General features: G+C 48.8%; 24 protein-coding genes. 18 read left to right on the top strand and 6 right to left on the bottom strand.

From position 1 onward, the window contains the following. The 8 genes from L3J94_10825 to L3J94_10790 form a co-directional block, all read left to right on the top strand. The coding region (locus L3J94_10825; protein ID MCF6219223.1) for a helix-turn-helix domain-containing protein at nucleotides 1–291 on the top strand (291 nt) is incomplete at its 5' end. A 261-nt stretch (nucleotides 292–552) separates the two neighbouring features. Further along, nucleotides 553–879 carry a DUF1016 N-terminal domain-containing protein gene (locus L3J94_10820; protein MCF6219222.1) on the top strand — a complete coding sequence of 109 codons (327 nt, stop codon included), beginning with the start codon at nucleotides 553–555 and terminating at the stop codon, nucleotides 877–879. Nucleotides 880–904: 25 nt separating this feature from the next. Further along, a complete protein-coding gene (locus tag L3J94_10815) occupies nucleotides 905–2,539 on the top strand; it encodes a tektin family protein (GenBank protein MCF6219221.1) in 1,635 nt (544 codons plus the stop codon). Nucleotides 2,540–3,137: 598 nt separating this feature from the next. Then, the gene (locus tag L3J94_10810) at nucleotides 3,138–3,353 is read left to right on the top strand and encodes a helix-turn-helix domain-containing protein (protein ID MCF6219220.1); all 216 of its coding nucleotides are present in this window, start codon (nucleotides 3,138–3,140) and stop codon (nucleotides 3,351–3,353) included. After that, entirely contained in the window at nucleotides 3,353–4,354 is a 1,002-nt protein-coding gene (locus L3J94_10805) for an ATP-binding protein (protein ID MCF6219219.1), read from the top strand. The genes L3J94_10810 and L3J94_10805 overlap by 1 nt, the downstream gene beginning before the upstream one ends. A gap of 20 nt (nucleotides 4,355–4,374) precedes the next feature. Next, nucleotides 4,375–6,987, top strand: coding sequence for a S8 family peptidase (locus L3J94_10800; protein MCF6219218.1), 2,613 nt, complete (start codon nucleotides 4,375–4,377; stop codon nucleotides 6,985–6,987). A gap of 137 nt (nucleotides 6,988–7,124) precedes the next feature. Beyond that, a complete protein-coding gene (locus L3J94_10795; protein MCF6219217.1) occupies nucleotides 7,125–8,105 on the top strand; it encodes a virulence RhuM family protein in 981 nt (326 codons plus the stop codon). A gap of 6 nt (nucleotides 8,106–8,111) precedes the next feature. Beyond that, the gene (locus tag L3J94_10790) at nucleotides 8,112–8,762 is read left to right on the top strand and encodes a 3'-5' exonuclease (protein MCF6219216.1); all 651 of its coding nucleotides are present in this window, start codon (nucleotides 8,112–8,114) and stop codon (nucleotides 8,760–8,762) included. A gap of 22 nt (nucleotides 8,763–8,784) precedes the next feature. On the opposite strand, the gene L3J94_10785 is transcribed toward L3J94_10790, so the two are convergent. After that, entirely contained in the window at nucleotides 8,785–8,931 is a 147-nt protein-coding gene (locus L3J94_10785; protein MCF6219215.1) for a hypothetical protein, read from the bottom strand. 177 nt (nucleotides 8,932–9,108) lie between these two features. Between L3J94_10785 and L3J94_10780 the strand changes: the two genes are divergently transcribed. Further along, on the top strand, nucleotides 9,109–9,540 hold the full coding sequence (locus L3J94_10780; GenBank protein MCF6219214.1) for a hypothetical protein: 432 nt from the start codon (nucleotides 9,109–9,111) through the stop codon (nucleotides 9,538–9,540). A gap of 143 nt (nucleotides 9,541–9,683) precedes the next feature. Here L3J94_10780 and rrtA read toward each other — a convergent pair whose 3' ends face one another. Next, nucleotides 9,684–10,253: a rhombosortase gene (gene rrtA / locus L3J94_10775; protein MCF6219213.1), complete on the bottom strand. Its 570-nt coding sequence runs from the start codon at nucleotides 10,251–10,253 to the stop codon at nucleotides 9,684–9,686. A gap of 1,010 nt (nucleotides 10,254–11,263) precedes the next feature. On the opposite strand from rrtA, the gene L3J94_10770 reads away from it, so the two are divergent. The 6 genes from L3J94_10770 to fba all read left to right on the top strand — a co-directional run bounded on the left by L3J94_10770 (nucleotide 11,264) and on the right by fba (nucleotide 19,140). Continuing rightward, nucleotides 11,264–11,821 (top strand): thioredoxin family protein, encoded by a 558-nt coding sequence (locus L3J94_10770; GenBank protein MCF6219212.1) that lies wholly within the window; start codon nucleotides 11,264–11,266, stop codon nucleotides 11,819–11,821. Between the two features lie 320 nt (nucleotides 11,822–12,141). Next, nucleotides 12,142–14,130, top strand: a complete 1,989-nt coding sequence (tkt, locus tag L3J94_10765; protein MCF6219211.1) for a transketolase — start codon at nucleotides 12,142–12,144, stop codon at nucleotides 14,128–14,130. A gap of 59 nt (nucleotides 14,131–14,189) precedes the next feature. Beyond that, nucleotides 14,190–15,194 (top strand): type I glyceraldehyde-3-phosphate dehydrogenase, encoded by a 1,005-nt coding sequence (gene gap, locus L3J94_10760; protein MCF6219210.1) that lies wholly within the window; start codon nucleotides 14,190–14,192, stop codon nucleotides 15,192–15,194. Nucleotides 15,195–15,323: 129 nt separating this feature from the next. Further along, a complete protein-coding gene (locus L3J94_10755; GenBank protein ID MCF6219209.1) occupies nucleotides 15,324–16,502 on the top strand; it encodes a phosphoglycerate kinase in 1,179 nt (392 codons plus the stop codon). Between the two features lie 79 nt (nucleotides 16,503–16,581). After that, entirely contained in the window at nucleotides 16,582–18,030 is a 1,449-nt protein-coding gene (gene pyk, locus L3J94_10750) for a pyruvate kinase (protein ID MCF6219208.1), read from the top strand. Nucleotides 18,031–18,099: 69 nt separating this feature from the next. After that, the gene (fba, locus tag L3J94_10745) at nucleotides 18,100–19,140 is read left to right on the top strand and encodes a fructose-bisphosphate aldolase class II (GenBank protein MCF6219207.1); all 1,041 of its coding nucleotides are present in this window, start codon (nucleotides 18,100–18,102) and stop codon (nucleotides 19,138–19,140) included. A 78-nt stretch (nucleotides 19,141–19,218) separates the two neighbouring features. Here the strand turns inward: fba and L3J94_10740 are convergent, their stop codons facing one another. The 4 genes from L3J94_10740 to L3J94_10725 form a co-directional block, all read right to left on the bottom strand. Next, a complete protein-coding gene (locus tag L3J94_10740) occupies nucleotides 19,219–19,674 on the bottom strand; it encodes an NADAR family protein (protein MCF6219206.1) in 456 nt (151 codons plus the stop codon). 96 nt (nucleotides 19,675–19,770) lie between these two features. Further along, nucleotides 19,771–20,619 (bottom strand): shikimate dehydrogenase, encoded by an 849-nt coding sequence (gene aroE / locus L3J94_10735; protein ID MCF6219205.1) that lies wholly within the window; start codon nucleotides 20,617–20,619, stop codon nucleotides 19,771–19,773. Then, on the bottom strand, nucleotides 20,616–21,599 hold the full coding sequence (gene hemB, locus L3J94_10730) for a porphobilinogen synthase (GenBank protein ID MCF6219204.1): 984 nt from the start codon (nucleotides 21,597–21,599) through the stop codon (nucleotides 20,616–20,618). Before hemB ends, aroE begins: the two co-directional genes overlap by 4 nt. A gap of 229 nt (nucleotides 21,600–21,828) precedes the next feature. Continuing rightward, nucleotides 21,829–22,482, bottom strand: a complete 654-nt coding sequence (locus tag L3J94_10725; protein MCF6219203.1) for an adenylate kinase — start codon at nucleotides 22,480–22,482, stop codon at nucleotides 21,829–21,831. Between the two features lie 445 nt (nucleotides 22,483–22,927). On the opposite strand from L3J94_10725, the gene L3J94_10720 reads away from it, so the two are divergent. The 3 genes from L3J94_10720 (at nucleotide 22,928) to ppa (ending at nucleotide 25,453) form a co-directional block, all read left to right on the top strand. Further along, entirely contained in the window at nucleotides 22,928–24,154 is a 1,227-nt protein-coding gene (locus tag L3J94_10720; GenBank protein ID MCF6219202.1) for a TraB/GumN family protein, read from the top strand. Nucleotides 24,155–24,177: 23 nt separating this feature from the next. Next, nucleotides 24,178–24,783, top strand: a complete 606-nt coding sequence (locus tag L3J94_10715; protein ID MCF6219201.1) for a GAF domain-containing protein — start codon at nucleotides 24,178–24,180, stop codon at nucleotides 24,781–24,783. A gap of 136 nt (nucleotides 24,784–24,919) precedes the next feature. Further along, complete coding sequence (gene ppa, locus L3J94_10710; GenBank protein MCF6219200.1) at nucleotides 24,920–25,453, top strand: inorganic diphosphatase; 534 nt, start codon at nucleotides 24,920–24,922, stop codon at nucleotides 25,451–25,453. Nucleotides 25,454–25,644 lie beyond the last annotated feature (191 nt).

The following is a 25,644-nucleotide window of genomic DNA, read 5'->3' as shown; positions in this document are numbered from 1 at the left end:
TGGGAAAGTCTCCTGAATCAGATCTACCTGGGTTCTGAAGCCTTCATGAACAAGGCGCAGGGAATGCTCGAAAGGGACAAGGACTTGAGTGAAATACCCGGGCCTCAGAAGCGACCCATCCCAAAATCATTAGCCGAGTATGATAAGCAGGCTACGGATAGAGATCATGCGATTACACTGGCCTATCAGAGCGGCGGCTATAGTATGAAAGAGATAGGCTCTTATTTCGGATTACACTATTCGAGAGTGAGCAGGATTATTGGGAAGAGGTGGGCAAAAGGCAAGACCTGACCCCTTGATTTGCTTGATTAGACCCCTTGATTAGACCTGACCCCTTGATTGATGGTGAGGTTGAGTGAAGTCCGGCAGGTGACGGAAGAAATCGAGGCGAAACTGGACGGTGAGGTGGCTGATGAGTAGAGTCAGGTTATTGGAGGTATGGGGTGTTGGGCGTTGTGATAGCGGTAATGTGCCCTAAGCAGGCACCATAACTTTCATCTGTTGCTGACTGAACTGATGTGTAATTTAAGTCAATAATATAGAAATTGATGCATGAAAAAGAAAAGCAATCTCAACCGTTCAACTGACTACACAAATTGGCTTGCTGAACTCAAAACCAGAGTTCGTCGATCTCAACTAAAAGCTGCCGTCGCAGTTAACCAGGAGCTGTTGAAGTTCTACTGGGACTTAGGTTCCGACATCGTTGAAAAGCAAAAAAACACCTCCTGGGGAGCCGGTTTCCTGAAGCAGTTAAGCCAGGATCTCATAACAGAATTTCCTGGCATAAAAGGTTTTTCGCTCAGTAATATCAAACACATCCGCCAATGGTTGGCTGGGTCACTTATGGAGGCTGTTCTTATCAGTCACGGCGGCAAGTAATAATAATTTATGGAGGTGGGGTGTCATGCTGGTATACGCAAATAATTTAAGTTTCGAAGGCACCGATTCTGAAGAGGCTGTGTTCCGCGGGATAGGCGTTTGGCTGAAGGAACAGCTAGGGTTTGGTCTTCATCCTGCGCAATTACGAGAAGAGGCTGAGCATCGCGGCAGAGGTGACAAATCGGGTAGTTGGCTGCGTATTTATGCCACTGATGAAGACGAGCCGCAAATGTATGCTTGGGTTTTGAAGGTAAGTGGCGGTGAAGTCAAAGGCCGACAGTGGGTAACTGAGTTAGGGCTGAAGATACTAAATAAAAAATACGAATTTTCTTGCGTGCTAAAAACAGAAGAACACAGCACGATGGTAAATAACCCTGTCACGCCGTCACAGCCGCGTGTCATTCGTTACATTGCTAGCAATATTGAATCAGCACCGGGCGCAACGTTGTCTGCTAATAGCTTTGGAACGTCTACTAAAATAGTAGGCCCAGCTCCTGATACTTATCGCGCCCTGTTGGTAGATATAGAGCGTCAAGATAGGCGTTACCCGATTGTGTTGATTAGTCCCGATAGGGATGGAAATTACCACGTAAACTCGAATCATCTCCAACAACTTTTACTTGGTTTGGCTCAAGTCGTTCAGGTCGATGGAGAATATAACAGTTATGAGATGGCTGAAGTCCTGGGGAACCAGTGGTCCGCATGGGATGGTGCAGTTAACCTGATTTCAACGCCAGCCCCAAGCGGTTTTGTACGAGGGAAAGTCTTCAGAACGGTCGAAATAGATAGCTGGGGTGACACCCAGCATGATCGTGTTTCAGCTCTGCTTGCATGGGTAACACATCATACGAATATTCCCCAGCTACGTCGTCGTATTCGCGTAGAAGGCGTTATGCAGCTTTCCCTGCGTAGGCGAATTCAGCTATCTCGCGCTCGAAGCTCTGATATGAGCGATGAGCTTAGCAGTGTATGGCAGTTGGCAGAAGAACAGACAGATCAAATCGATGATTTGGAGGGAAATATTCGTGAATTGGAGGAAACGAATGAACATTTTCAGCTTGCCAAGTTAGATGATGAAATCCAACATCAAGCGCTGAATGATGAGCTGCGGAAAAAAGACTTTGATATCTCAGCATTAAAAAAGCAGTTAAAAAATGCAGGCTATGGGCAAACTGCTACGCTAGATATAGCGTCAATTTTGGAGCTTCTTATACGCCCAGGTCAGCCCACGCCGTTGGAATGCATGGACCTGATTGAAAGCTTCTATCCCGACACATGTATTGTTTTGCCTTCGGCTAAAGACAGCGCTCGGAAGGTTTCAAACTTCATGTATGGCCAAAAATTGCTCGGCCTTCTTCGATCACTTGTAACTGAATACATCGAGAAATTAAAGCAAGGTGGCGACAACATCGCTAAAAGCGTCTTTGGGAAAAATGACTACGCCGCTAACGAATCTGAGACAGTTGAATCAAACCCGAACATGAGGAAAAAACGGAGGTTCGAATACAACGGTGAAATGGTTGAGATGTTCAGGCATCTTCGTATTGGTCGAGAAGAAGACACAACGAAAACAATCCGTGTTCATTTTTATTGGGATGCCAAAAATGGAAAAATCGTGATTGGATATTGTGGTGAACATTTACCTGTGTCAACACATTAAAAATGTGTAACGTGGGCTAATTTCTTGTAGGTTGGTACTGAGGAATGAAGCCCAACGTAATCCACTGTGGCTATTGCTCAGAACCAAGGTCTTGAACCTGTAACGCAGATCAAGCCTGGATGAAGCGTGAATAAATAGGGTCAGACTCGAATGGCACTTAGTTAAGGATATTTTCTTTATAAATCAATAATGTATGTATTTGTTTTGCGCTAAGGTTCTTACTTCTGCTGTTGTCACTGATCTTGAAAACGCTGTAACAAGGCAATCGGACACCCACTTTAAACGCTTTATGATGAATGTCCGGTCAGTTGAAACACTTAGGTAATATGCAATATATCCTCCTCAGTGAATGCCTCTCTCCAAATAGTGCCGCAGAATGAATTCTGTACTGGTGGCGTGGAAATTTTGGTCGCGCAAGGCTCGAGCCGGGGGGGCGAGGCACTCTACGATCTATGAGAGCATGGCGATCGAATTAAGCTTATCGGAACCACAGACCGAGAATGGTGCGGGTTTTCTAGCTTGTTGTCAGGTACAAAGGTTGAATTTTCCTGAATTTTCCCGTATTTTCTCATATTTCAGCGTCTTCCGAGAGAGCTCAATGAACACCGAAATAATGACCATCAAAGAGGTCGCAGAATATCTGAAGCTAACCGAAAAGACGGCGTATCGCCTCGCGGCAGAAGGAAAAATCCCCGGTTTCAAAGTGGGCGGCTCATGGCGGTTCACGCGCGGTGAGATTGATGCATGGATTGCAAAGCAATTGAAACAACAAGGGCACGACAAGCAGCATCAAGATCAACGAGGTAAGTGCTAATGGCTCAAGCTGATACATTGGTCGAACTTGTGAAGGCGGCTAGCAGTGGAGACCAGCAGTTATTTCGTCGGGCTGCTGAGTCATTGATTCAGGAGGAGCGGAGCAAAGGGCATCGTATTTTTGCGGATCGTTTGGTTAAATCCCTTCAATACACCTCTCCTTTTCAACAACGTGCAGTGGGGAGCAAAACGACGAGCAATGACGGAGCGGTAACCAACGACCTGATTTTCGAAATCAGCCCGCAGCGAACCTTGGATAGTTTGGTGTTAACGGAAAAAATACGAGCGCAGCTAGACGAGATGATTGAGGAGCAGCACCGTGCAGAGTTGCTGCATGCCCATAATTTAAGTCCTCGTCATCGCGTGTTACTTGCGGGCCCGCCTGGTAATGGTAAAACAACATTGGCTGAGGCTCTGGCCACAGAGCTTATGGTGCCAATGATTGTGGTGCGCTACGAAACCTTAATCGGGAGTTATTTGGGCGAGACATCAGCGCGATTGAAAAAACTAATCGACTACGCTAAAACCCAGCGCTGTGTGCTATTTTTTGATGAGTTTGAAACTCTGGGGAAAGAGCGTGGTGATATACATGAAACCGGCGAAATAAAACGGGTGGTCAGCTCTTTACTGTTACAAATGGATGAGCTGCCTGATTATGTGATCGTGGTCGCCGCAAGCAATCACCCGGAGTTACTGGATCGCGCCGTTTGGAGACGCTTTCAGTTACGCATAGAGCTGCCAACCCCAACCCGCGCACAATTGTCACATTTTATCGATTCGATTGGTATGCACAGCCAAGTTAGTTTTGGGCTTGCGGCTGAAACCATCGCCAAACGCCTACTGGGATCAAATTTTTCAGAAGTGGAAGAGTTCTGCCTGGCGGTTGTGCGCCGCGCTGTATTGGATCAAAAGACGAACAATGCCAAGGCCATTACTCAGCTCAAATTAGAGCAGTGGCGTGATCGCTTAAAGCCTGTTTCAACGGAAAATCAGGACAATTAACTCATTGGGAGTAGTGGCTCATGGCTGACCAATTACCCTTGCTGGTGTTTCCACAAAAACGGATTGTGCCTCCAGATCCCGGTCGTGGTTTTCCTCCTAGCAAGCCACATCTACCCAGCCGAGACAAACAAATCCTCCGTATTGGTGGCCAACTGACCGCCTTGCAGCAATCCTTTACGCAATACCATGCGAGCCTAGCCGGTGCAGTAGCGGGCATGGAGCCGGAAACAGTACTGGTAATGGAGATTGCGGGTAGTGTTAACGATTTTAAACAGGCTGTAGAGGCTGCGGGCTTAGAGTGGTTGGGGGAATGGGATCTTGAAGATCTTGAACCCGATGATGAATTTTATGAGCTAAACAGCAAAGGACAGCGTGCAGACAAGCCTATCCAAGGCAGGCTATTTCTGTCGATGGGTAATCAAACAGGTTTGCAGGAAATGTTGTCGCTATGGGCGCAGTGGTCTCAGGGCAGGTCACTGCCTCGCGGCAAAGGTAAGTGGGGTGATGTATTTTCTCAGTTGCGCATGATTCGGCGTTGGGGTATTGAGGAAACCTTGCGTGAGACCGGCATGATTGAGCGCTGGCAGGATTTTCTGGATCCAATCAATCCCGATCAGCCGGTTACCTTTCAAATTGAACTGTTCTATCGTCGCACAGCAGCAAAACGCCAGCAAAATGAGCGCGCTATCCGTCATCTTTTGGAGAATTCTGGTGGCCGTTTGCTGGGTGATTTTATCGATATGGGGGAAATTGCGTTTCATGCTGTCAAGGCGCAATTGCCTGCGCGTTATATTCAGCAATTACTGGCTGAGATCGACCGACCTGAGTCTGAAATTGACGTTCAGCTCTTTAACTTCTCCGGCATTATGTATTTTCGCCCAACCGGTCAGAGCCTGTCCGCTGCCGATGAAGATGAGGGTGAGCCGATTGAATTTATTGCGGATCAACCCGACTTGCCGCCTGTTGCTGCCTTGTTGGATGGCGCACCGCTCTTGATGCACGACGCATTGAAAGACAGGCTGCTTTTTGATGATCCCTTTGAATTAGAGGGGCTGTACCAGCCGGGAGAGCGTAAGCACGGTACCAGCATGGCTTCGCTGATTGTGCATGGTGATCTGAGTCATGGGCAAAACGAGCCGTTGCGCAGAAAAGTTTATTGCACCCCCATTATGCAACCCGATCCCTCTTCCCGTGATCGGGATGAGCACATGCCGGATGAGGTGTTTTTTGAAGACCGGATTCATCTCGCGGTGCGCAGAATGTTTGAAGGTGCGGGTGATGTACCCGCTCAGGCACCCTCTGTCAGGGTGATAAATCTTTCAATTTGTGACCCTGAACGACCATTTATTCACACCCCCAGTCCCTGGGCCAGACTACTGGATTGGTTAGCCTGGAAATATCGGGTGTTGTTTTGCGTCAGTGCCGGGAATTTCCTTGATCCGGTCACTATGGGAATAAACCATGCAGCGTTTTCCGCTTTGCCTGATGCTGAAAAGGTGCAGCAGACGATTAAAGCGATGGCGGCAACACTTTCCTCGCGTCGGCTATTATCTCCCGCTGAATCCCTTAACGCCATTACAGTGGGTGCATTGCACAACGATGAGTCGGGCAATTTTCAGCCACGCCACCGCCTTGATTTAATGCCAGAAGAAAATGGGTTCAGTCCGGCAATGCGCGTTGGTCATGGTTTTCGGCGTTCAATCAAGCCAGAGGTATTGTTTCCGGGTGGCCGCCAACTTTACCAAACACCGATCGCCAATCATTCAACCCAATATAAATTTGAGCGTTCAAAAGTGGCCCCAGGTCAACAGGTTGCCTGGGACAGTGCGCAGCAAGGTGATCTGTCTAACGCCTTGTTCACGAGAGGCACGAGTAATGCCACGGCTTTGGCAACCCGAAGTGCTGCCCGTATTTATGACATGCTGACTGAACTGCGCGATCAAGGTGGAGAAAATTTACCAGAATCATTGATGTCTGTGTTGATGAAGGCGCTGCTCATTCACGGTGCAAGGCAGCCCGAAAATATTAAACAACAACTGGGGACAGCGTTAAAGAATGAGGGTAATTCACGTACATTCAAACGAGTCATCTCGCGTTATATCGGTTATGGCGCGGCTGATATTGAGCGCGTTCTGGCTTGCACCGAGCAGCGTGCCACAGTACTTGGATGTGGCGAAATTCGGGAAAACGAAGTACATGAGTATGCTTTTCCGTTGCCTACTGGTTTGTCTACGCAAAAGCTATGGCGGCGACTTGTGGTGACTCTTGCATGGTTCTCGCCCATCAATCCTGATCATCGCAACCTGCGTGAAGCGAAGTTATCGCTGGAGCCGGGTGGAAGCAATTGGGGCACGGGATCGTTAAAGCTAAAACGCCAGGATGGCGATCATAACCAGGTGCTGCGTGGAACAATTCAGCACGAAGTGCTTGAAGGCTCAAAGACCATTGCCGCCTATCAAGATGGTGAAATGTTGCTAATCCGAGTGGTTTGCAAAAAAGATGCGACTGCTTCGCTTGATGAACCTATTCCATATGGATTGGCAGTAACGCTTGAGGTGAAAGAGGATATTAACATTCCTATATACCAGCAGATTCATGAAAGGATCAAACCACAAGTTATTGTTGGTCAGTAGGTAAAGTTTTCGTAAAAAAATTCAGCCTAACCCACATTGAGTGCCCGCTTCCGGCTGACACCAGACACCCCAAATAGGACTTTCTCGTTCCCATGCTTCAACGAGACAACCAGAGAAAGGATGACAAAAGAAGCGCCATGAACAGCGAAATTATAATTTACGAATCCGGTAACCACACCATCGAGGTCAGGCTGGATGGCGCACAGGAGACCTTGTGGCTTAGCTTGCAGCAGATAGCTGATTTATTTGATCGTGATAAGTCGGTGATTTCCCGCCATCTGAGAAATATTTTTAAGGATGAAGAGCTTGGGCGTGATTCAGTTGTTGCAAAAAATGCAACAACTGCCGCTGACGGAAAAACCTATCAGGTAGATTACTACAACCTCGATGCCATCATCTCGGTCGGTTACCGGGTCAATTCCAAAAAAGGAACTCAATTCCGCATTTGGGCCACTCAACGGTTAAAAGAGTATCTGCTTCAAGGTTACACCTTGAATCAGCAACGCTTCGACAAAAACGCAGAGGAGTTGCAGCAGGCCATTGCCTTGATCCAAAAGGCAGCCATGTCTCCGGTGATGACGGCCGAGGCGGGCAGCGGTTTGGTGAATATTGTCAGTCGCTATACCCAGACCTTTCTCTGGCTGCAACGCTACGATGAAGGACTATTGGCCGATATCAAGGGCCAGGATGGCGGCGTTCTGCCTTCGGCTCAAGCGGCCATGGCGGAGTTGCTCCAGCTTAAGCGTGATCTAATGGCGCGAGGCGAGGCTACTGAGTTGTTTGCCCGTCTGCGTGATGATGGGTTGGCGTCGATACTGGGTAATCTCAATCAAACCGCTTTTGGTGAACCGGCTTATCCCAGTGTGGAGAGCAAGGCAACCCATCTGCTCTATTTTATGGTGAAGAATCATCCCTTCAGTGATGGCAATAAACGCAGCGGCGCGTTTTTGTTTGTCGATTTTCTGCATCGCAATGGCCGCCTGCTGGATGCGACCGGTAATGCGATTATCAACGATACCGGTCTGGCGGCGTTGACCCTGTTGATCGCCGAGTCCGACCCAAAGCAGAAAGAGACTTTGATACGATTGGTCATGCACATGCTCGCCGGAAAGGAATGAATTGATATGTCGCCCAGTCTCCTCAAGCCCGCCAATACCGTTATCGTGCTCGACTTTGAGACCACGGGTCTATCTCCTGACTTCGGTGATCGCGCCATTGAGATTGGCGCGGTGAAGATTGAGCAGGGTGTGGTGGTGGAGCAGTTTCAGGGCTTGATGAATCCGGGCCGACGCATCAGTGCTTTTATTGAGGATTACACCGGTATCACTAATGCCATGTTAAAGACAGCACCGCCCTGCGGCGAAGTGATGATGGCGTTTGCTGACTTTGCCGGGTGTGCGGATTTAGTGGCGCATAATGCTTCCTTTGATAGGCGTTTTCTTTATGCTGAGTTGGAAAGAATTAAGCGCAAGTGCGGTGGGGAGTTTGCCTGTTCGATGTTGGTGGCGAGACGAATTTATCAGCAGGCGGAGAATCACAAGCTTGGCACCCTGGTGGAGTATGCCAATATCCCCAATGATGGCACGTTTCACCGCGCTTTAGCCGATGCACAGATGACAGCGCAGCTATGGCTTAAAATGGTTAATCACCTTAGGGATGAGCACCGGATTGAGCCTGTACCGTTTTCACTCATGCAAAAGCTCTCCGTTACGCCGAAAAATGCGGTGAAACGATTTTTGCAGCGTTATATATCCAAACAATCTGTCAATTGTTGAACGATGGCTTGATTGCTAGGCTTTATTTGGTCTCTTTTTCAAGCGCTTTCAGTGTTGTCTCCGCCAGCGACCAAGGCAATCTACGCTCGTACTCTTTCATGCGTTGGTAGGCCTCTCGCCTGTTTGATGTTGAGAGAATTTTGACAGAATCATCTGTTCGACAATCCACTGGGTACAGTTTTCCTGCTTTGCCAGGGCGAGTGCAAAACAGTCATTGCGACTGGGCCGGGTATATTGTTGGGTGAGTGTTATGCCGTATCGCATGGATTTCCCGCTGAGTTCTTGTAAAACTAACCTATAATCAACGAGGTAGGCGTGTTGTTCATCCGGCTCTTCCTCAAGCAGAATGGCTTACGCTAGCCTCGCCAGCGTGCTCTCGATCGGTGTACTGCTGGCCAGCCTGGTCTGGTTTCTCGATGCGCAACTTAACATTTCCACCACGGCCTACTGTTTTTTCTATGATACATGGAACACCCAAGCCAACGAGCTCAACAATGGCTGGCTTCCCGCCATTGCGGGGGCGGCCTATGGTGCAATGATTGGCGCAATTACTATGTCGATCGCGGCGAGCTACATGATTATTCGCACGACAATTCACCAACCCGAAAAAAACCATGACCGTATCCGAGCCATCACTCTGTGCTGGCGGGTGTATGCCATCGCGGCCCAAGTGGTTAAGACCGGGCGAGAACTATTTGTAAAGCTAAAGGAAAAACATCGAACACTGTTGGAACACGTGCTGGTCGCCCTGAAGGCGTTTGAGCCGTCACCGATTTAAAGAAACTTGCGACACAAATGATGGTTTAGACAGGATAGCGCTGTCCAAAATGGCCAGCAATAAGCGTTGAAAGAGGGAGTTAACGGTTCTTAGGGATCGGGTAAAATGCTACCTGGAGATTTTGGCAGAGTCAGGCGCTTGTATTATGCGCGCTTGAATAGGGGGAGTAGAGGGGCAATTGCTAAACCTGCAATAGCTCCAAACAGGTGCGCATTCAATATTACTTTTCCGCCGATAAGTTGTTCTAGCTCAGGTGAAGCTCCTTGCCACTGTTCCCAGCCAATTTTGAGCAGTATAAGCAGTAAGAGCAGCCACCCTATAGCCCGTTTATGAATAATCAGTTTACAGGCGACTAATACCAGAAAGCTGTGTAATACGCCTGAAAGGCCGACGTACCAGTCGATGTTAGAAAACATGAGTAGTGCACTACTGATAAGTAGTGAAGAGATAGCGAATGTAACAAACCACTCTAGCGTTGTTATCAGGTTTTCTGCCAACCATACCGTCACCCACAACCCAGTCAAGTTCATCAACAAGTGTGGCCAGTCGAGGTGAAGCAGGTGTCCACTGATTGCTCGCCAAACCTCGCCTGACAGAAAACTTTGTCGATGGAGAATAAGCAGATTTTCGACGTTATGAGGTAATATGGCCATTATCAGTACAATGCCACTGAGTAAGAGGGGAAAAAGGTGGTTTTGTAGTGTTTTTGTCATGGGCAGTGGCCGATGTTGCTGGCTTAGTAAGAATGCGTTTTGTGGGCAGAATTCTCAAAAAACCATCGATTTTCTTTTAAACGCGATAATCATCAGCTAAAGCGGGTAGGTTGAGATTGTACTCACGTTCCGCCTCGGCTTATTGGCCATGGCCCAGTTAATGGGCTCTCTAAATCTCATCGAACGCATTGATTATCACGTTCTGTCCTCCAAAAGGAGTTGGGGTATAAGCCTTCTAAGCTCACCAAAGTGTATCATTTTGATGCAGCATGAGGGCAGCTTTCATCTGGACGATACTCACCACTCCTCAGGAGTATAAAGTGCTTTGCTGCGCATCGTATTTTATTTCGAGGCACTCTCCCAAGCAACTACCCTTGGTGATGGGTATGGGTATACTTCTTGGGTGCCGTATTGCGCGGATAGTTGTTAACTCGACAACTATTATATTTAGCCTCGTACTTTGTTGTTCCTCTCAGGCTAAGTTGCTATAGATGTTGCAGGAGTAGCCTATCTGCCTACGATTGACCGGCAGGCTGTAGGTCTGTTTGCCTTATATCGCTTTTATATTGGGGTCTTGTGGGGTTATTCGCAGCTTTAATTTTTTGTGAACCCATAATATAATACCGAAAATTTTTGGGGGGAGGTCTTTGCGCAAATTAAGTGCGCTTTGTCCTAGAAGGCTGTCGGACTTAGGGTGGATCTACTGTGGAAAAGCTATTCCGACCCCTTTCTCCGATCCTTTTCGTTGAATATGCCCAATATTCGCCTTAAACGATCAAAGAATGGACTCAAAATGGCTTTCCTTTGCCACGATCACCTCAGTCCGACAGCCTCCTAGCCCAGGTGATTCATAAATTGTGTACAATCCACTTAATTGATCCCACAGGAAATATTTTCTCCACCGCCTGTAATCATCGATATGAGCTTTTTGCAAATTTATGAAATATCCGGGCTGAGTGGTAAAGGTATGGTTGTGTGGGCGTTTTTCGAAATAATATTGGGAGAGAGTAATGGTTAGCCTAGAGACCCCTGTTTGTGAGTTTGGTAAGTTGGCAGTCGATTTTTCACTGCCGGGTGTGGACGGTAAAAGCTGGAGCCTGGCGGAGTGTGCGGGGCCAAAGGGTCTGTTGGTGATGTTTATTTGTAACCACTGCCCCTATGTGAAATCGATTCGTGAACGTATTGTGCGTGATACCAATGAGCTGAAGGCGATGGGGTTGAACTCGGTCGCCATTATGTCGAACGACCCTGCTCTGAATGAGGAGGACTCTTTTGAAAATATGAAAAAGATCTCTGATGAATTCGGTTTCAGCTTTCCCTATCTGTTTGATGAGACGCAGGCGGTTGCTAGGGTATATGGCGCTGTTTGTACTCCGGATTTTTTCGGTTATAACGGCAAGCTGGAGCTGCAATACCGGGGTAGGCTGGATGCCAGTCGCAAGGAGACGGCAGAGGGTGATGTACGCCGAGACCTATTTTTGGGAATGAAAGAAGTGGCAGAAACAGGCCGTGGCCCCGCAGAGCAAGTACCTAGCATGGGTTGCTCAATTAAGTGGAAAAGTGAGTAAAAAGCGCCCAATTTAGATAAGCATTCATGTTTTATGGTAATGTTAACTGACTGATTTATTTGCCTTTCATGGTTTTTCAGGGGCTTTGGGTCTTGCTCAAAGCCCGCTTTTGTTGGAGAATCATCTCTCGAAATTTGCTTGGGGCAGCCATTGCGGCAGAACAGTACGCCCAGGTTAATCATTCATGTCGAGTGTCGATGGACGGTGGTTCTCCACTTAGTCAGTCATTATTTATGGGTTGAATGTGGTCATCGAGTACCGGTGACCACAGTCTGGCCAGATGTAGATATTTTTCACTAAAACTTTTTAGGGAGGCTTTAATGCCATCACGTAGAGAATTAGCCAATGCAATCCGTGCGTTAAGTATGGACGCTGTTCAGAAAGCAAATTCGGGTCACCCGGGTGCACCGATGGGTATGGCCGATATCGCTGAAGTATTGTGGAATAGCCACATGAAATTCAACCCGACGAATGCAAAGTGGGCAGATCGGGATCGTTTCGTGCTTTCAAACGGCCACGGCTCCATGCTGATCTACTCTCTACTACACTTGGCAGGCTTTGAGCTCAGCATGGAAGATATTAAAAGCTTCCGTCAGCTGCATGCGAAAACAGCGGGGCATCCTGAGTATGGCTATGCAGATGGCATTGAAACCACCACAGGCCCGTTAGGTCAAGGCATCACCAATGCCGTGGGTATGGCCATCGCAGAGCGCACCTTGGCAGCACAATTTAACAAGCCAGGTCATGAGATTGTCGATCACCACACCTATGCCTTTATGGGCGATGGCTGTTTGATGGAGGGTCTCTCCCACGAGTCATGTGCCATGGCCGGTACTTTAGGGCTTGGTAAGTTGATCGCATTTTGGGATGACAACGACATCTCTATTGATGGTCACATTGGTGACTGGATGGAGAAGGGCGTTCCTGGTCGTTTTAAGTCGTATGACTGGCACGTTATTCCAGATGTTGACGGACATGATCCAGAAGCAATTAATGCCGCGATTGCTGAGGCAAAATCAGTTACAGATAAGCCCACCTTGATCTGTACCCGCACGGTTATTGGTTTTGGCTCACCTAATATGAGCGGCACTCACGACTGTCACGGTGCGGCACTGGGCCACGATGAAATTGCCCTGGTTCGTAAAGAGCTGGGCTGGACGGCTGAGCCTTTTGAAATTCCATCAGAAATCTACGCAGGCTGGGATCACAAAGAGCAGGGTGCAACGGATGAGGCCGCATGGGATAAGAAGTTTGCCGCGTATAAAGCCGCATTCCCTGCTGAAGCCGCAGAATTTATTCGCCGTATGTCAGGAGAGCTTCCTGCCAATTTTGCGGTTGAGATGGATCAGTTTATTGCTAAGACACAAGATGAAATGCCGAGCATCGCTTCACGCAAGGCATCACAAAATGCAATTGAAGCGATGGGCCCACTGTTACCCGAAATGTTTGGTGGCTCTGCCGATTTAACCGGTTCAAATTTGACCAACTGGTCGGGTACCGTGAAGGTGACACCTGAAAATGCAGATGGTAACTACATCTCTTGGGGTGTTCGTGAATTTGGCATGGCGCACATGATGAACGGCATGGTTCTCCATGGCGGCTTCAAGGTTTATGGTGCAACCTTCTTCATGTTTATGGAGTTTATGCGTAATGCACTGCGCATGTCAGCGTTGATGAAGATTGGTACTATCTACGTCTACACCCATGACTCGATTGGCCTGGGTGAAGATGGTCCGACTCATCAGCCGGTTGAGCAGCTGGCGACTATGCGTGTCATCCCCGGCTTCCAAACATGGCGTGGTTGTGATGCGGTCGAATCTGCCGTCTCTTGGAAAGTGGCGATGATGCGTGGTGATGCACCTACCGCATTGGTCTTTTCTCGCCAAACGCTGACACCCATGCCTCGTACTGCCGAGCAGGTGGCGAATATTGAAAAGGGTGGCTATGTGCTGAAAGATTGCGCGGGCACGCCGGATATTATCTTCATCTCTACGGGTTCAGAAGTTGGCTTGGCTGTTGAGGCTGCAGAGGCCATGGATGCCAATGTTCGTGTTGTTTCGATGCCTTCAACCTGTGCCTATGACGCACAAGATCAAGCCTATAAAGACTCGGTATTGATCCCAGGCGTTAAACGCGTTGCGATTGAAGCGGGTGTTGACCAATCTTGGTACAAATATGTTGGCCTCGACGGTGGTGTTGTTTGCATGACAACCTTTGGTGAGTCGGCCCCTGCGGGTGAGCTGTTCAAACAATTTGGTTTCACCGTAGAAAATGTTGTTGCAACTGCAAACAAGGTTTTAGGTAAATAATTTATTGTAATAATCAGGCCTGGCTCACGCCAGGCACGGTAAATTTCAGGAGTTAGGCAATGACTATTAAAATTGGTATTAATGGTTTTGGGCGTATCGGGCGTATGGCTTTCCGTGCGGTTGCTCAAGAGTTCTCTGATATGGAAATTGTAGGTATTAATGACCTGCTGGATGCTGAATATTTGGCATATATGCTGAAATTTGATTCAGTACACGGTCGGTTTGATGGTGACGTTTCGGTTGAAGGTGGTGATTTAATCGTCAATGGTAAGCGGATTCGCCTGACGGCTGAGCGCAACCCTGCTGATCTGAAATGGAATGAAATTGGTGCTGATATTATTCTGGAGTGTACCGGCTTCTTCCTGACCGAGGAGAGCTGTCAGGCGCACATTGATGCAGGTGCCAAGAAGGTTGTTCAATCAGCGCCTTCTAAAGACGCTACCCCTATGTTTGTCTACGGTGTAAACCACGAGAAATATGCCGGCGAGGCGATCAGCTCAGCGGCTTCATGTACCACTAACTGTCTGGCGCCACTGGCAAAAGTTATTAATGATAACTTTGGCATCAAGCGCGGCCTGATGACCACTGTGCACGCGGCAACCGCGACTCAAAAGACCGTTGATGGTCCTTCAATGAAAGATTGGCGCGGTGGTCGTGGTATTCTGGAAAACATTATTCCTTCATCGACCGGTGCGGCTAAAGCAGTGGGCGTTGTTCTGCCAGAGCTGAATGGCAAGCTGACAGGCATGGCTTTCCGTGTGCCGACTTCTGATGTTTCAGTTGTTGATCTGACAGTAGAGCTGGACAAGAGCGCCTCCTACGATGAGATTTGTGCCGTCGTTAAAGCCGCTTCCGAAGCGCCGGGCATTGGTGAGACACTGGCATACACCGATGAAAAGGTAGTCTCTACTGACTTCCGTGGCGTAGGCTTCTCATCCATCTTTGATTCAGGCGCGGGTATTGCGCTGGATGGTACGTTTGTTAAGCTGGTTGCCTGGTATGACAACGAGTATGGCTACACCTGTAACATGATGCGCTTTGTGCGTCACGTTGCGGCTAACTAAGGTTCCTTAGTTGTTAGGCGGGGCATGGGCTAGTTCCATGCTCTGCTGCCATATCAATCAAGAGAAATTTGTTGAGGTGATAAACATCAGCAAATTTCTTTTAAATAAAATAATCGCAGAGGGATGCCCATGTCCGTAATTAAAATGACTGATCTTGACTTATCTGGTAAGCGCGTATTGATTCGCCAAGATCTGAATGTGCCTGTTAAAGATGGCAAGGTAACATCCGATGCACGTATTCGCGCCTCTCTACCTACCGTTCAGAAAGCCCTAGAAGCAGGTGCAGCGGTTATGTTGATGTCTCACCTGGGCCGACCAACAGAGGGTGAGTACAGTGAAGAGTTCTCACTGGTACCCGTCGCAGCGCACATGGCAGGTTTACTTGGTAAAGAGGTTAAGGTGGTCAAAGATTACCTCTCAGGTGCTGAGGTGGCTGCCGGAGAAGTCGCAATTTTGGAAAATGTTCGCTTCAACAGTGGCGAGAAAAAGAATGAAGACGCACTGGCCAAGCAGTATGCAGCACTCTGTGATGTGTTTGTAATGGATGCTTTTGGTACTGCACACCGCGCTCAAGCCTCTACTCACGGTGTTGCCAAATTCGCACCGGTTGCCTGTGCGGGGCCGCTGCTGGCAGGTGAGCTGGAGGCGCTGGGCAAGGCACTGGATAAACCGGCACGTCCTATGGTTGCCATCGTTGGCGGCTCTAAGGTTTCGACTAAATTAACCGTTCTTGAGTCCCTCTCAAAGGTGGTTGACCAGCTGATTGTTGGCGGTGGTATCGCGAATACTTTTATTGCGGCAGCAGGCCACAATGTTGGAAAATCTCTGTATGAAGCTGACCTGATTGGCACCTGTGAAAAATTGACAGCAGATGCTAAGTCACGCGGTGGCGATATTCCTGTTCCTAGCGACGTGGTTTGTGCCAAGAAGTTTGCTGAAGATGCAGAGGCAACACTGAAACCGGCTACTGAGGTTCTCGATGATGATATGATTTTTGATATTGGCCCAGAGAGCGCGGCGGCTTTAGCTGAGGTGATCAAGTCAGCGGGCACCATCGTCTGGAATGGTCCGGTAGGCGTGTTTGAATTTGATCAGTTCGGCGAGGGTACTAAAGCGATTGCCATGGCGATTGCAGAATCACCCGCATTTTCAATTGCTGGAGGTGGCGATACACTGGCGGCTGTTGATAAGTATGGTATCGCCGATAAAGTATCCTATATCTCTACCGGTGGTGGCGCGTTTTTGGAGTTTCTTGAAGGCAAAAAACTGCCTGCAGTGGCTATTCTGGAAGAGCGTGCAAACGGCTAATAAAAATATCCCCTCTTGCCTGTTTGAATGGGGCAAGGGGCTTGAATGTTATAATTGATAGACTCTTGGAGCTCTACCCTTGTTAAGAAGAACAAAGATCGTTGCGACACTTGGCCCGGCCACTGATGACCCAAAGATGATTGATAAAATCATTGAAGCAGGTGTCGATGTGGTGCGCCTTAACTTTTCACATGGTACCGCCGCCGAACATCAGGAGCGTGCAGAGCGTGTGCGAAATCGAGCGCGTGCCCATGGCCGCCAAGTGGGCGTGCTTGCAGATTTGCAAGGCCCCAAAATTCGTATTGAGCGCTTCCGTGATGGAAAAATATTTCTGAATGAAGGGGATACTTTCATTTTAGACGGTGCCTTAGGTAGTGACGATGGTGATCAGGAGCGCGTCGGTATTGCCTACAAGGACTTGGTTAATGATGTTAAGCGCGGTGATACTCTACTGCTTGATGATGGTCGCTTAGTTTTCTGGGTTGATGAAGTAGAAGGGAGTGCCGTTAAGTGCCAGGTGAAGATGGGGGGCTACCTCTCTGACCGTAAAGGTATCAACTTGCAGGGTGGTGGTCTCTCAGCATCTGCCTTGACTGAAAAAGATATGGAAGATATTAAGACCGCCGCACTGATCAAAGCTGATTACCTGGCAGTCTCATTTCCTCGTTGTGCCGAAGATATGATTAACGCGCGTAAATTATTTTACGAAGCAGGCGGACACGGCGCACTGGTTGCTAAAATCGAGCGTGCTGAGGCGATTCTTCCTGGTGTAATTGAAGGTATTATTGAAGCCTCTGATGTGATCATGGTTGCGCGGGGTGATTTGGGTGTTGAAATCGGTGATGCGGCACTGCCACCGGTACAGAAAGCGTTAATCAAAAAATCACGAGCCATGAACAAGGTTGTGATTACCGCAACCCAGATGATGGAGTCAATGATTGAAAATCACATTCCAACACGTGCCGAAGTCTTTGATGTTGCCAATGCGGTTTTTGATGGAACGGATGCGGTCATGCTCTCTGCCGAGACGGCTGCTGGGAAGTTTCCACATCTGGCGATTGCGGCGATGGATCGCATCTGTCGCGAGGCGGAGAAGCAGACCGCAGTTAAAGAGTCTGACCACCGTATCAATACCAAGTTTGAGCGTATTGATGAGGCGATTGCGCTTTCAACAATGTATGCGGCCAACCACTTGGGTGTTAAAGCGATTGCGGCGCTGACTGAGTCGGGTTCTACGCCACTCTGGATGTCGCGTATTAGCTCGGGGATACCCATCTACGCCATGACATCCAAAGTGGAGACACGTCGTAAAGTGACCCTCTACCGTGGTGTCTATCCGGTCAGTTTTGAGACTGACAAACGAGACCATGCGGCTGTTAACTTGGATGCTGTCGAGGAGTTGCGCCGCCGTGGAGCGGTTCGCAACGGTGATCTTGTGATATTAACAAAGGGCGACATGATGGGTGTTTTGGGTGGAACCAATGCCATGAAAATTGTCAAAGTTGGCGAGATGGTTGACCCCGAATAAATAGACTGAGGTGTGAGTGCTTACTTGCGCCCATGAGCAATAAATAATTAATTAATTGAGGAGATAATAATGGCTCTTGTTACAATGCGCCAGCTGCTGGATCATGCGGCTGAGAATGATTATGGCCTGCCCGCGTTCAACGTAAACAATATGGAGCAGGTGCAAGCCATCATGCAGGCTGCGGATGCGGTTAATGCGCCAGTCATTATGCAGGGCTCGGCAGGTGCACGCTCCTATGCGGGCGAACCCTTCCTACGTCACCTGATTACGGCAGCCGTCGAAATGTATCCACATATTCCCGTTTGTATGCACCAGGATCACGGTGCATCACCTGATATCTGCTTCCGCTCTATCCAGTCAGGCTTTACCTCGGTTATGATGGATGGCTCGCTGGAAGCTGACGGCAAGACCCCCTCGTCTTTTGAGTACAATGTTGCAGTAACCAAAAAAGTGGCTGAGCTGGCTCATGCGTGCGGCGTCTCTGTTGAAGGTGAGCTGGGTTGTCTCGGTTCACTGGAGACCGGTGAGATGGGCGAAGAAGATGGACATGGTGCAGAAGGGAAGTTGGATTTGGACATGCTGCTGACTGACCCTCAAGAAGCGAAAGATTTTGTTGAGCAGACCGGTTGTGATGCTCTGGCAATCGCCATTGGCACCTCACACGGAGCCTATAAATTCTCAAGCAAGCCAACCGGTGAAGTTTTACGCATTGACCGTATTGCAGAAATTCATGCGGTTATTCCTAACACGCACCTGGTTATGCACGGCTCCTCATCTGTGCCTCAGGAGTGGCTGGAAATCATCAATCAGTACGGTGGCGAAATGTCGCAAACTTACGGTGTACCGGTTGAAGAGATTATTGAAGGGATCAAAACGGGTGTACGCAAAGTTAATATCGACACTGATTTGCGTATGGCCTCTACGGGTGCGATCCGCCGTCACCTGGAAGAGAATAAATCTAACTTTGATCCACGCAAAGCATTCAAAGCGTCGACGGCAGCCATGTCTCAAATCTGTAAAGATCGTTATGAAGCGTTTGGTGCTGCGGGTCATGCTGCAAAGATCACCGCCAAGTCTCTTGAGACTATGATTGATTTCTATACCAAGTAGAAACTGATTAATCGGTGATGTAAAAAGGGACGCAAATGCGTCCCTTTTTTATGCGCGCAGTGTTACTTTTCGATGGCTTTACAGCTCTCTTAGTTTATGGCGAATACCCATCAAAACATGACCGTAGGTGTTGTCGCCCCGCAGGTCTCGCCCACAGCCCCAGTAGTAGTCATACTGGCTATTCTCAATCAGTTTAATCTCTTTGGTTGATAGCAGCTTATCAGCAGCACCTGAGTGAGTTCTAAACATGGTGTAGAGAGCCCGAGTCATTATTATTTTTCTTATTTTCTTCCAATCCTTGCGCACCTGTTTTCTATTTTTTTTGGCTATTTTAGAGGCGACTTGAGGAGTTTCAGCGTGCAGTATTTGCTCATGCAGTGTGGGGTCTTCAAATTTCCTTGCCTGATAATAGTGCTCAACACTTGGCCAGCGCTCTCCATCTAATTCAAAAGGATTGCCGCTGTAACTGGCCAGTGGACTGTCGGCATCGCTACGGGATAGGTAGATGACCTCATCAGTATTGGCATTAAACATGTTGCGACTCCTGAGATAATCGATGTGAAAGTAGAGCGTAGCGAGCAATATTGGCTGGCTAAGTGGATGTTGCTGTACTGAACCCAATATGCCCGCCTATGAGTGTGATCTCATCTGCTCAATGAGTGCGGTGGTCTCGGGACGTATGCCGCGCCACAGCATGAATGATTCAGCGGCTTGTTCTACCAGCATGCCTAATCCGTCCATCCTTTTATGGCAGTGATGCTGCTCAGCCCACTGAAGAAAGGGGGTGGGGTCGGCACCGTACATCATGTCGTAACAAGCGCTCTCTGTGGCGAGCAGATCATTCGGTAGTGGTGGCAGCTCACCATGAAGGCTGGCCGAGGTGGCGTTGATAACCAGCTCAAACTGTTTGCCTGATAACTCCTGATAGGAGGCGGCCTCTACCGCGCCATATTGATTGAAGAGCTCTGCGAGTGTGATTGCGCGCGCCACGGTACGATTTGCAATCACCAGCTTCGCAGGGTTTGCCTCCAACAGTGGAAGGATAACTCCCCGCGCAGCACCGCCAGCACCCAGCACCAGGATACGTTTACCTTTCAGCTCAATTTTATGGTTTTGTTGTATATCCCGCAACAGACCAACACCATCGGTGTTATCACCCAAGATGAGGTTGTTTTCACTAAAAATCAGCGTGTTCACCGCGCCAGCCAGTTGTGCGCGCTCGCTCTTCTCATCGGCCAGCCGCCACGCATCTTGTTTAAAGGGCACTGTCACATTAACGCCCTTGCCACCATTCGCCTGAAAATTTCCAACCGCTTGCGGAAACCCGCCTAGATCGACCAGTAGGGCGCTGTACTGCATGCGCTGTCGTGTCTGCTTGGCAAATGCGGCATGAATTTGTGGAGATTTGCTGTGGGCAATCGGGTTGCCCATCACGCCATACTCATCCGGGGCTTTATCAAAATCAAAGGGATCGTTCATGATTTATGTTGTGGTTCATTGAGCCACTGTGCAACCCGCTTTGCAAAGTAGCTGAGAATACCATCGGCCCCTGCACGCTTAAAGCAGAGCAGTGACTCCATAATGACGGCACGTTCATTTAGCCAGCCATTTTGGCTGGCAGCCATAATCATTGCGTATTCACCACTCACCTGATAGGCGTAGGTCGGAACGCCAAACTGATCTTTTACCCGGCGAACAATATCGAGATAAGGCATGCCGGGTTTAACCATCACCATGTCGGCCCCCTCTTCAATATCCATAGCCACCTCCCAAAGCGCTTCATCGCTGTTGGCGGGATCCATCTGGTAGGTATCTTTATTACCACTGCCCAGGTTGGCGGATGAGCCTACCGCATCACGGAAGGGGCCATAGAAACTGGAGGCGTATTTAGCGGAGTAGCCCATTATACGGGTATGGATATAGTCGTGAGACTCTAAGACCTCACGTATGGCACCGATACGCCCATCCATCATGTCGGAGGGAGCGACCACATCAGCGCCCGCCTTTGCGTGAGAGAGGGCTTGTTTGACCAGTACCTCAACGGTCTCATCGTTGAGGACATAGCCACTCTCATCAATTAAACCGTCCTGACCATGTGTGGTAAAAGGGTCCAGCGCCACATCGGTCATCACCCCCAGCTCTGGGAAGCTCTTTTTGAGCGCACGGACTGCGCGTTGTGCCAAGCCATCTGAGTTGAACGCTTCACGAGCATCTTCAGTTTTGATGTGGGTAGGGGTGACAGGGAACAGTGCAACCATCGGGATGCCCAGGGCTACCAGCTCTTCGGCCTCTTTTAGCAACAGATCGATACTGACCCGCTCGACTCCCGGCATTGAAGGGATCGCCTCACGCTGATTTTCACCCTCAAGAATAAACATCGGATAGATGAGATCATCTGTGGTGAGGTGGGATTCACGCATCAGTCGACGTGAAAAACTATCACGGCGCATGCGACGCATACGCACCCCTGGAAATTGCCCTAATCCGGTCTGTTTACGCACAATGGCCACCTTTTTGTAGTTGAAGATCTATGCACAAGCTATTGATTTCACAGAAAAATAAAAAACAGTCACTGAGCCTGTGAGTGTGGCTTACTATTTTTGTATTTCACTGCAAAGCCAATAATCTACACATTATACCGCTTTTCTATCTGGGGATTAGGCAACAAAATCACACGCAGCTCTGATTTTATTTGTTTAGTAGATCGATTGCACTACAAACACGCTTGAAAATATCTTCAATATCACCAGTGCCCTTGATCTTGCGTAAAATAGACTGCTCGCTGTAATAATCGATCAGTGGGCAGGTCTGCTCTTCGTAAACTTTCAGGCGACTGCTGATGGTCTGCTCATTATCATCGGAACGGTGTTGTAGTGTGCCATCACACTTATCACACGCACCCTCTTTGCTGGGAGGAGAGGAGTAGATGTTATAGACCTGGCCACACGAGTCACAGGTTCGACGTCCGGTAATGCGCTTGAGAAGAATGTCAAAATCAACATCAATTAATATCGCGCCATCCAGCGGCTTCTGTAGTTTGCTCAGTAGCTTGTCCAGTGCTTCAGCTTGGGGGATATTGCGGGGAAAGCCATCAAGAATATAACCGTTTTTTGTATCTTCTTGAGCCAACCGCTCTTCAATCATGCCCAGCACCAGCTCATCGGTAACCAACTGTCCTTCATCCATGAATTTTTTGGCTTTTTTTCCAAGATCACTGCCAGAGGCAACCGCAGCTCGCAGCAGATCACCCGTGGAAATTTGTGGAACATGATACTTCTCGATCAGCTTTTGAGCTTGAGTGCCTTTACCGGATCCTGGTGCACCTAGCAGTACGATTCTCATAATTAAGCTGCCTCCTTAGGCAATGTTTCAGAGCGTATTGCTCTCGTTCAATTTTAATGAGCGGTTAAGGGCGCCTTAAGGGGGCTTTGATTCAATAGGCTGGCTGATACTCAACCCGCTCATATTCAGAGCACCCCTAATATAGAACAGACGGTCCGCCACGGATACCCGCTGATTATGTCAACTAGCGCTGGTGAATTACAAGCTTTGTGAGGAAATAACGAAAATAGAGATAGAGAGACCTTTGTACAAGAGGATGTGCACTGCACAGTGCAGATGTTAATGATCACCTATATTTCAAGTCAGAAAATCTGAACACCTCATTGTTGTGCCTCCCTTTAAGAGTGCTCTTTCGGGCAGTCTTGGTTTTTTGATGGTGATGAACTCCCTATAGCTTCCTGTTATAGTCTTCGCCATATTTAATGATTGAGTACGTGGCAGGTTGATGAACCAAACAGTAGAGAATGATCAGAGCGATAGCGTCGCGCAAGATGGCCCGGTGGTTACACTCGAACTTGATGGCCGCAAGATAACCCTGTTGGGAACGGCGCACGTCTCTAAAGCAAGCGCCGAACAGGTCGAGCAGATGTTGGCCACGGGTGACTACGATGCGGTAGCGGTTGAGCTTTGCCCTAGTCGCCACCAGGCGATAGCAAACCCTGATAGCTTGGCAAAAATGGATCTTTTTCAGGTAATCAAAGAGGGCAAGGCGACCATGGTAGCCGCCTCATTGGCGCTGGGTGCCTACCAACAGCGCTTGGCCGACCAGTTCGGTATCGAGCCGGGTGCCGAGATGCGTATGGCGGTGAATAAGGCGGGTGAATCCCACCTCCCGGTATTGCTGATTGATCGTGAAATTGGTGTCACTTTAAAGCGGGTGTATGGCAATATCCCGTGGTGGAAGCGGATGAACCTGATCAGCGGCCTGATTGGCAGCGTTGTTACCAAAGAGAAGGTGACAGAAGAGGAGGTCGAACGTCTCAAAGAGGGTGACATGCTGGAGTCCAGCTTTAGTCAATTTGCCGAACAGTCCAGAGAGATGTTTATTCCTTTAATTGATGAGCGTGATCGTTATATGGCGGCGCGTATTCGTCAAGAGATGGAGGCGGGGGAGCATAAACACCTACTGGCGGTGCTGGGTGCGGGACACCTGAAAGGGATCGAAAATTATCTTGGCCAGCTGGAGCGAAACCCCACGGCTGAGATTGAGCAGCTGGAGAGACTACCCACACCCAGTAAGTGGCCAAAATTTATCCCCTGGCTGATCGTAGCGCTGGTGCTGACGGGTTTTGCCATCGGCTTTAGTCGTAACAGCGAGTTAGGCTGGCAGCTGGTCATGGATTGGGTGTTGATTAACGGTGGCCTTTCGGCGTTAGGTGCGCTGATCGCCGGAGCACATCCACTGACAGTGCTCACCGCCTTTGTAGCAGCCCCCCTCACCTCGCTTAATCCAACGATTGGAGCGGGTATGGTAACCGCCGCTGTAGAGACATGGATTCGCAAACCAACGGTTGCCGATTTTAGTGCCATTCGTCGCGATACCACTCATCTTAAGGGGTGGTGGAAAAATCGGGTCACACGGATTCTACTGGTATTCCTGCTGAGTACACTGGGTTCAGCGATTGGCACCTATGTGGCCGGTTTTCGTATCCTGGAACGACTCTCAGGCTAGGTTTATAAGCAAGGATAGATAGCATGACTGCTGATGAAATTACCGAAAAACTGATCGCATTCCGCAAACGGCAAGTGGCGCTCACCAAGCATTGGGAGCAGGTCGGCAACAAAGATATGCTCCAGTTTATCAGTGAAATCTTACCCGCCAGCCTGCAGGTCGAGCGTTGTGGGGTGTTTCTGGTAAATCCTGATAACGATAAAGTCTGGATGGTAAGTGGCACACACCTCGAAGAGCGAGCACTGTTTGCCTCACTGGATGGGTCTATTGTCGGGCGTGTTATCAAAAGTGGAGAGTCGTCTGAGGTAAGAGATCTTGAAGGGCAGGTGGGAGAGCACAACGTTGCGGGCATGAAAACCGGCTTCATCACCAGCAACATACTTTGTGTGCCGGTGTTTGATCAAAAGCAGAAACGGGTGATTGGTGCGATTCAGTTACTGAATAAATACAAGGGTGCCTACACAGAAAAAGATTACACCACGCTGAATCGACTGGCTAAGCTAATAAGAGAAAATCTGGAAGAGATATACGAGCGACAAAAACTGGTGACTGTTTTGGCCGATGTTGAGTCACATATTCGTCGCCTAGAGACGCTGATGATCAAAGCACGCCTGAAAGAAAAAAAGTAAGCGAGCTTGGCTCACCTTGCAGTGGCGGCATCTTAGGGTGTTTATTGATTGAGCAATCTGCCGTATAATCCGCGCACAAATCGCAGTTTTAAATATCGTCAATCTGGCTCCCGGCCCAGTTAATAAGGAATATAGAATGAACATTAGCAATCTCTCCGCAGGTAAAGACATACCCAATGACATCAATGTTATTATCGAAATACCCGCAAATGCAGACCCAATCAAGTATGAAATAGATAAAGACTCCGGCGCGGTACTGGTTGACCGTTTCATGGCCACCTGCATGTTCTACCCTGTTAACTACGGTTTCATGCCACACACCCTGGCAGGCGATGGTGACCCTGTTGACGTGCTGGTGATGGCTCCGCACTCACTGGCTATTGGTTCTGTTATCCGTGTACGCCCGGTGGGTGTTCTGAAAATGGAAGATGATGGGGGTGTTGACGCAAAAGTACTTGCAGTACCTGTCTCCAAATTGACCCCGCTGTATAACGACATTAACGATATTGATGATGTGGATCAGTTACTGAAAGATCAAATTGTACACTTCTTCGAGCACTACAAGGCGCTGGAAAAAGGTAAGTGGGTCAACATTCAGGGATGGGAAGATGTGGCGGCCGCTCGTGAAGAGATTCTGGCAGGTATCGAAGGTGAGAAGAACGCGAAGTAAGCGTACTTTTTTCACTTGTCACTAAAAACGGCGCACACCTTTAAGAGGTGTGCGCCGTTTTTTTGTAAGCGCCAAATCAACCCCACCCTACCAACCTGAGCCATTTCCCTCCACCCTGTGATACTCAATCACCACGGAGCATAGAAATGAATGAAGCAGAAGCAGGCACGACAGCACTGACAGAGCGCCAG

Source organism: Gammaproteobacteria bacterium (assembly GCA_021647245.1).
Lineage (GTDB): Bacteria > Pseudomonadota > Gammaproteobacteria > RBG-16-57-12 > RBG-16-57-12 > JAFLJP01.
Note: the sequence above shows the minus strand (reverse complement) of the source record. Positions and strands in the feature narration are given on the sequence as shown.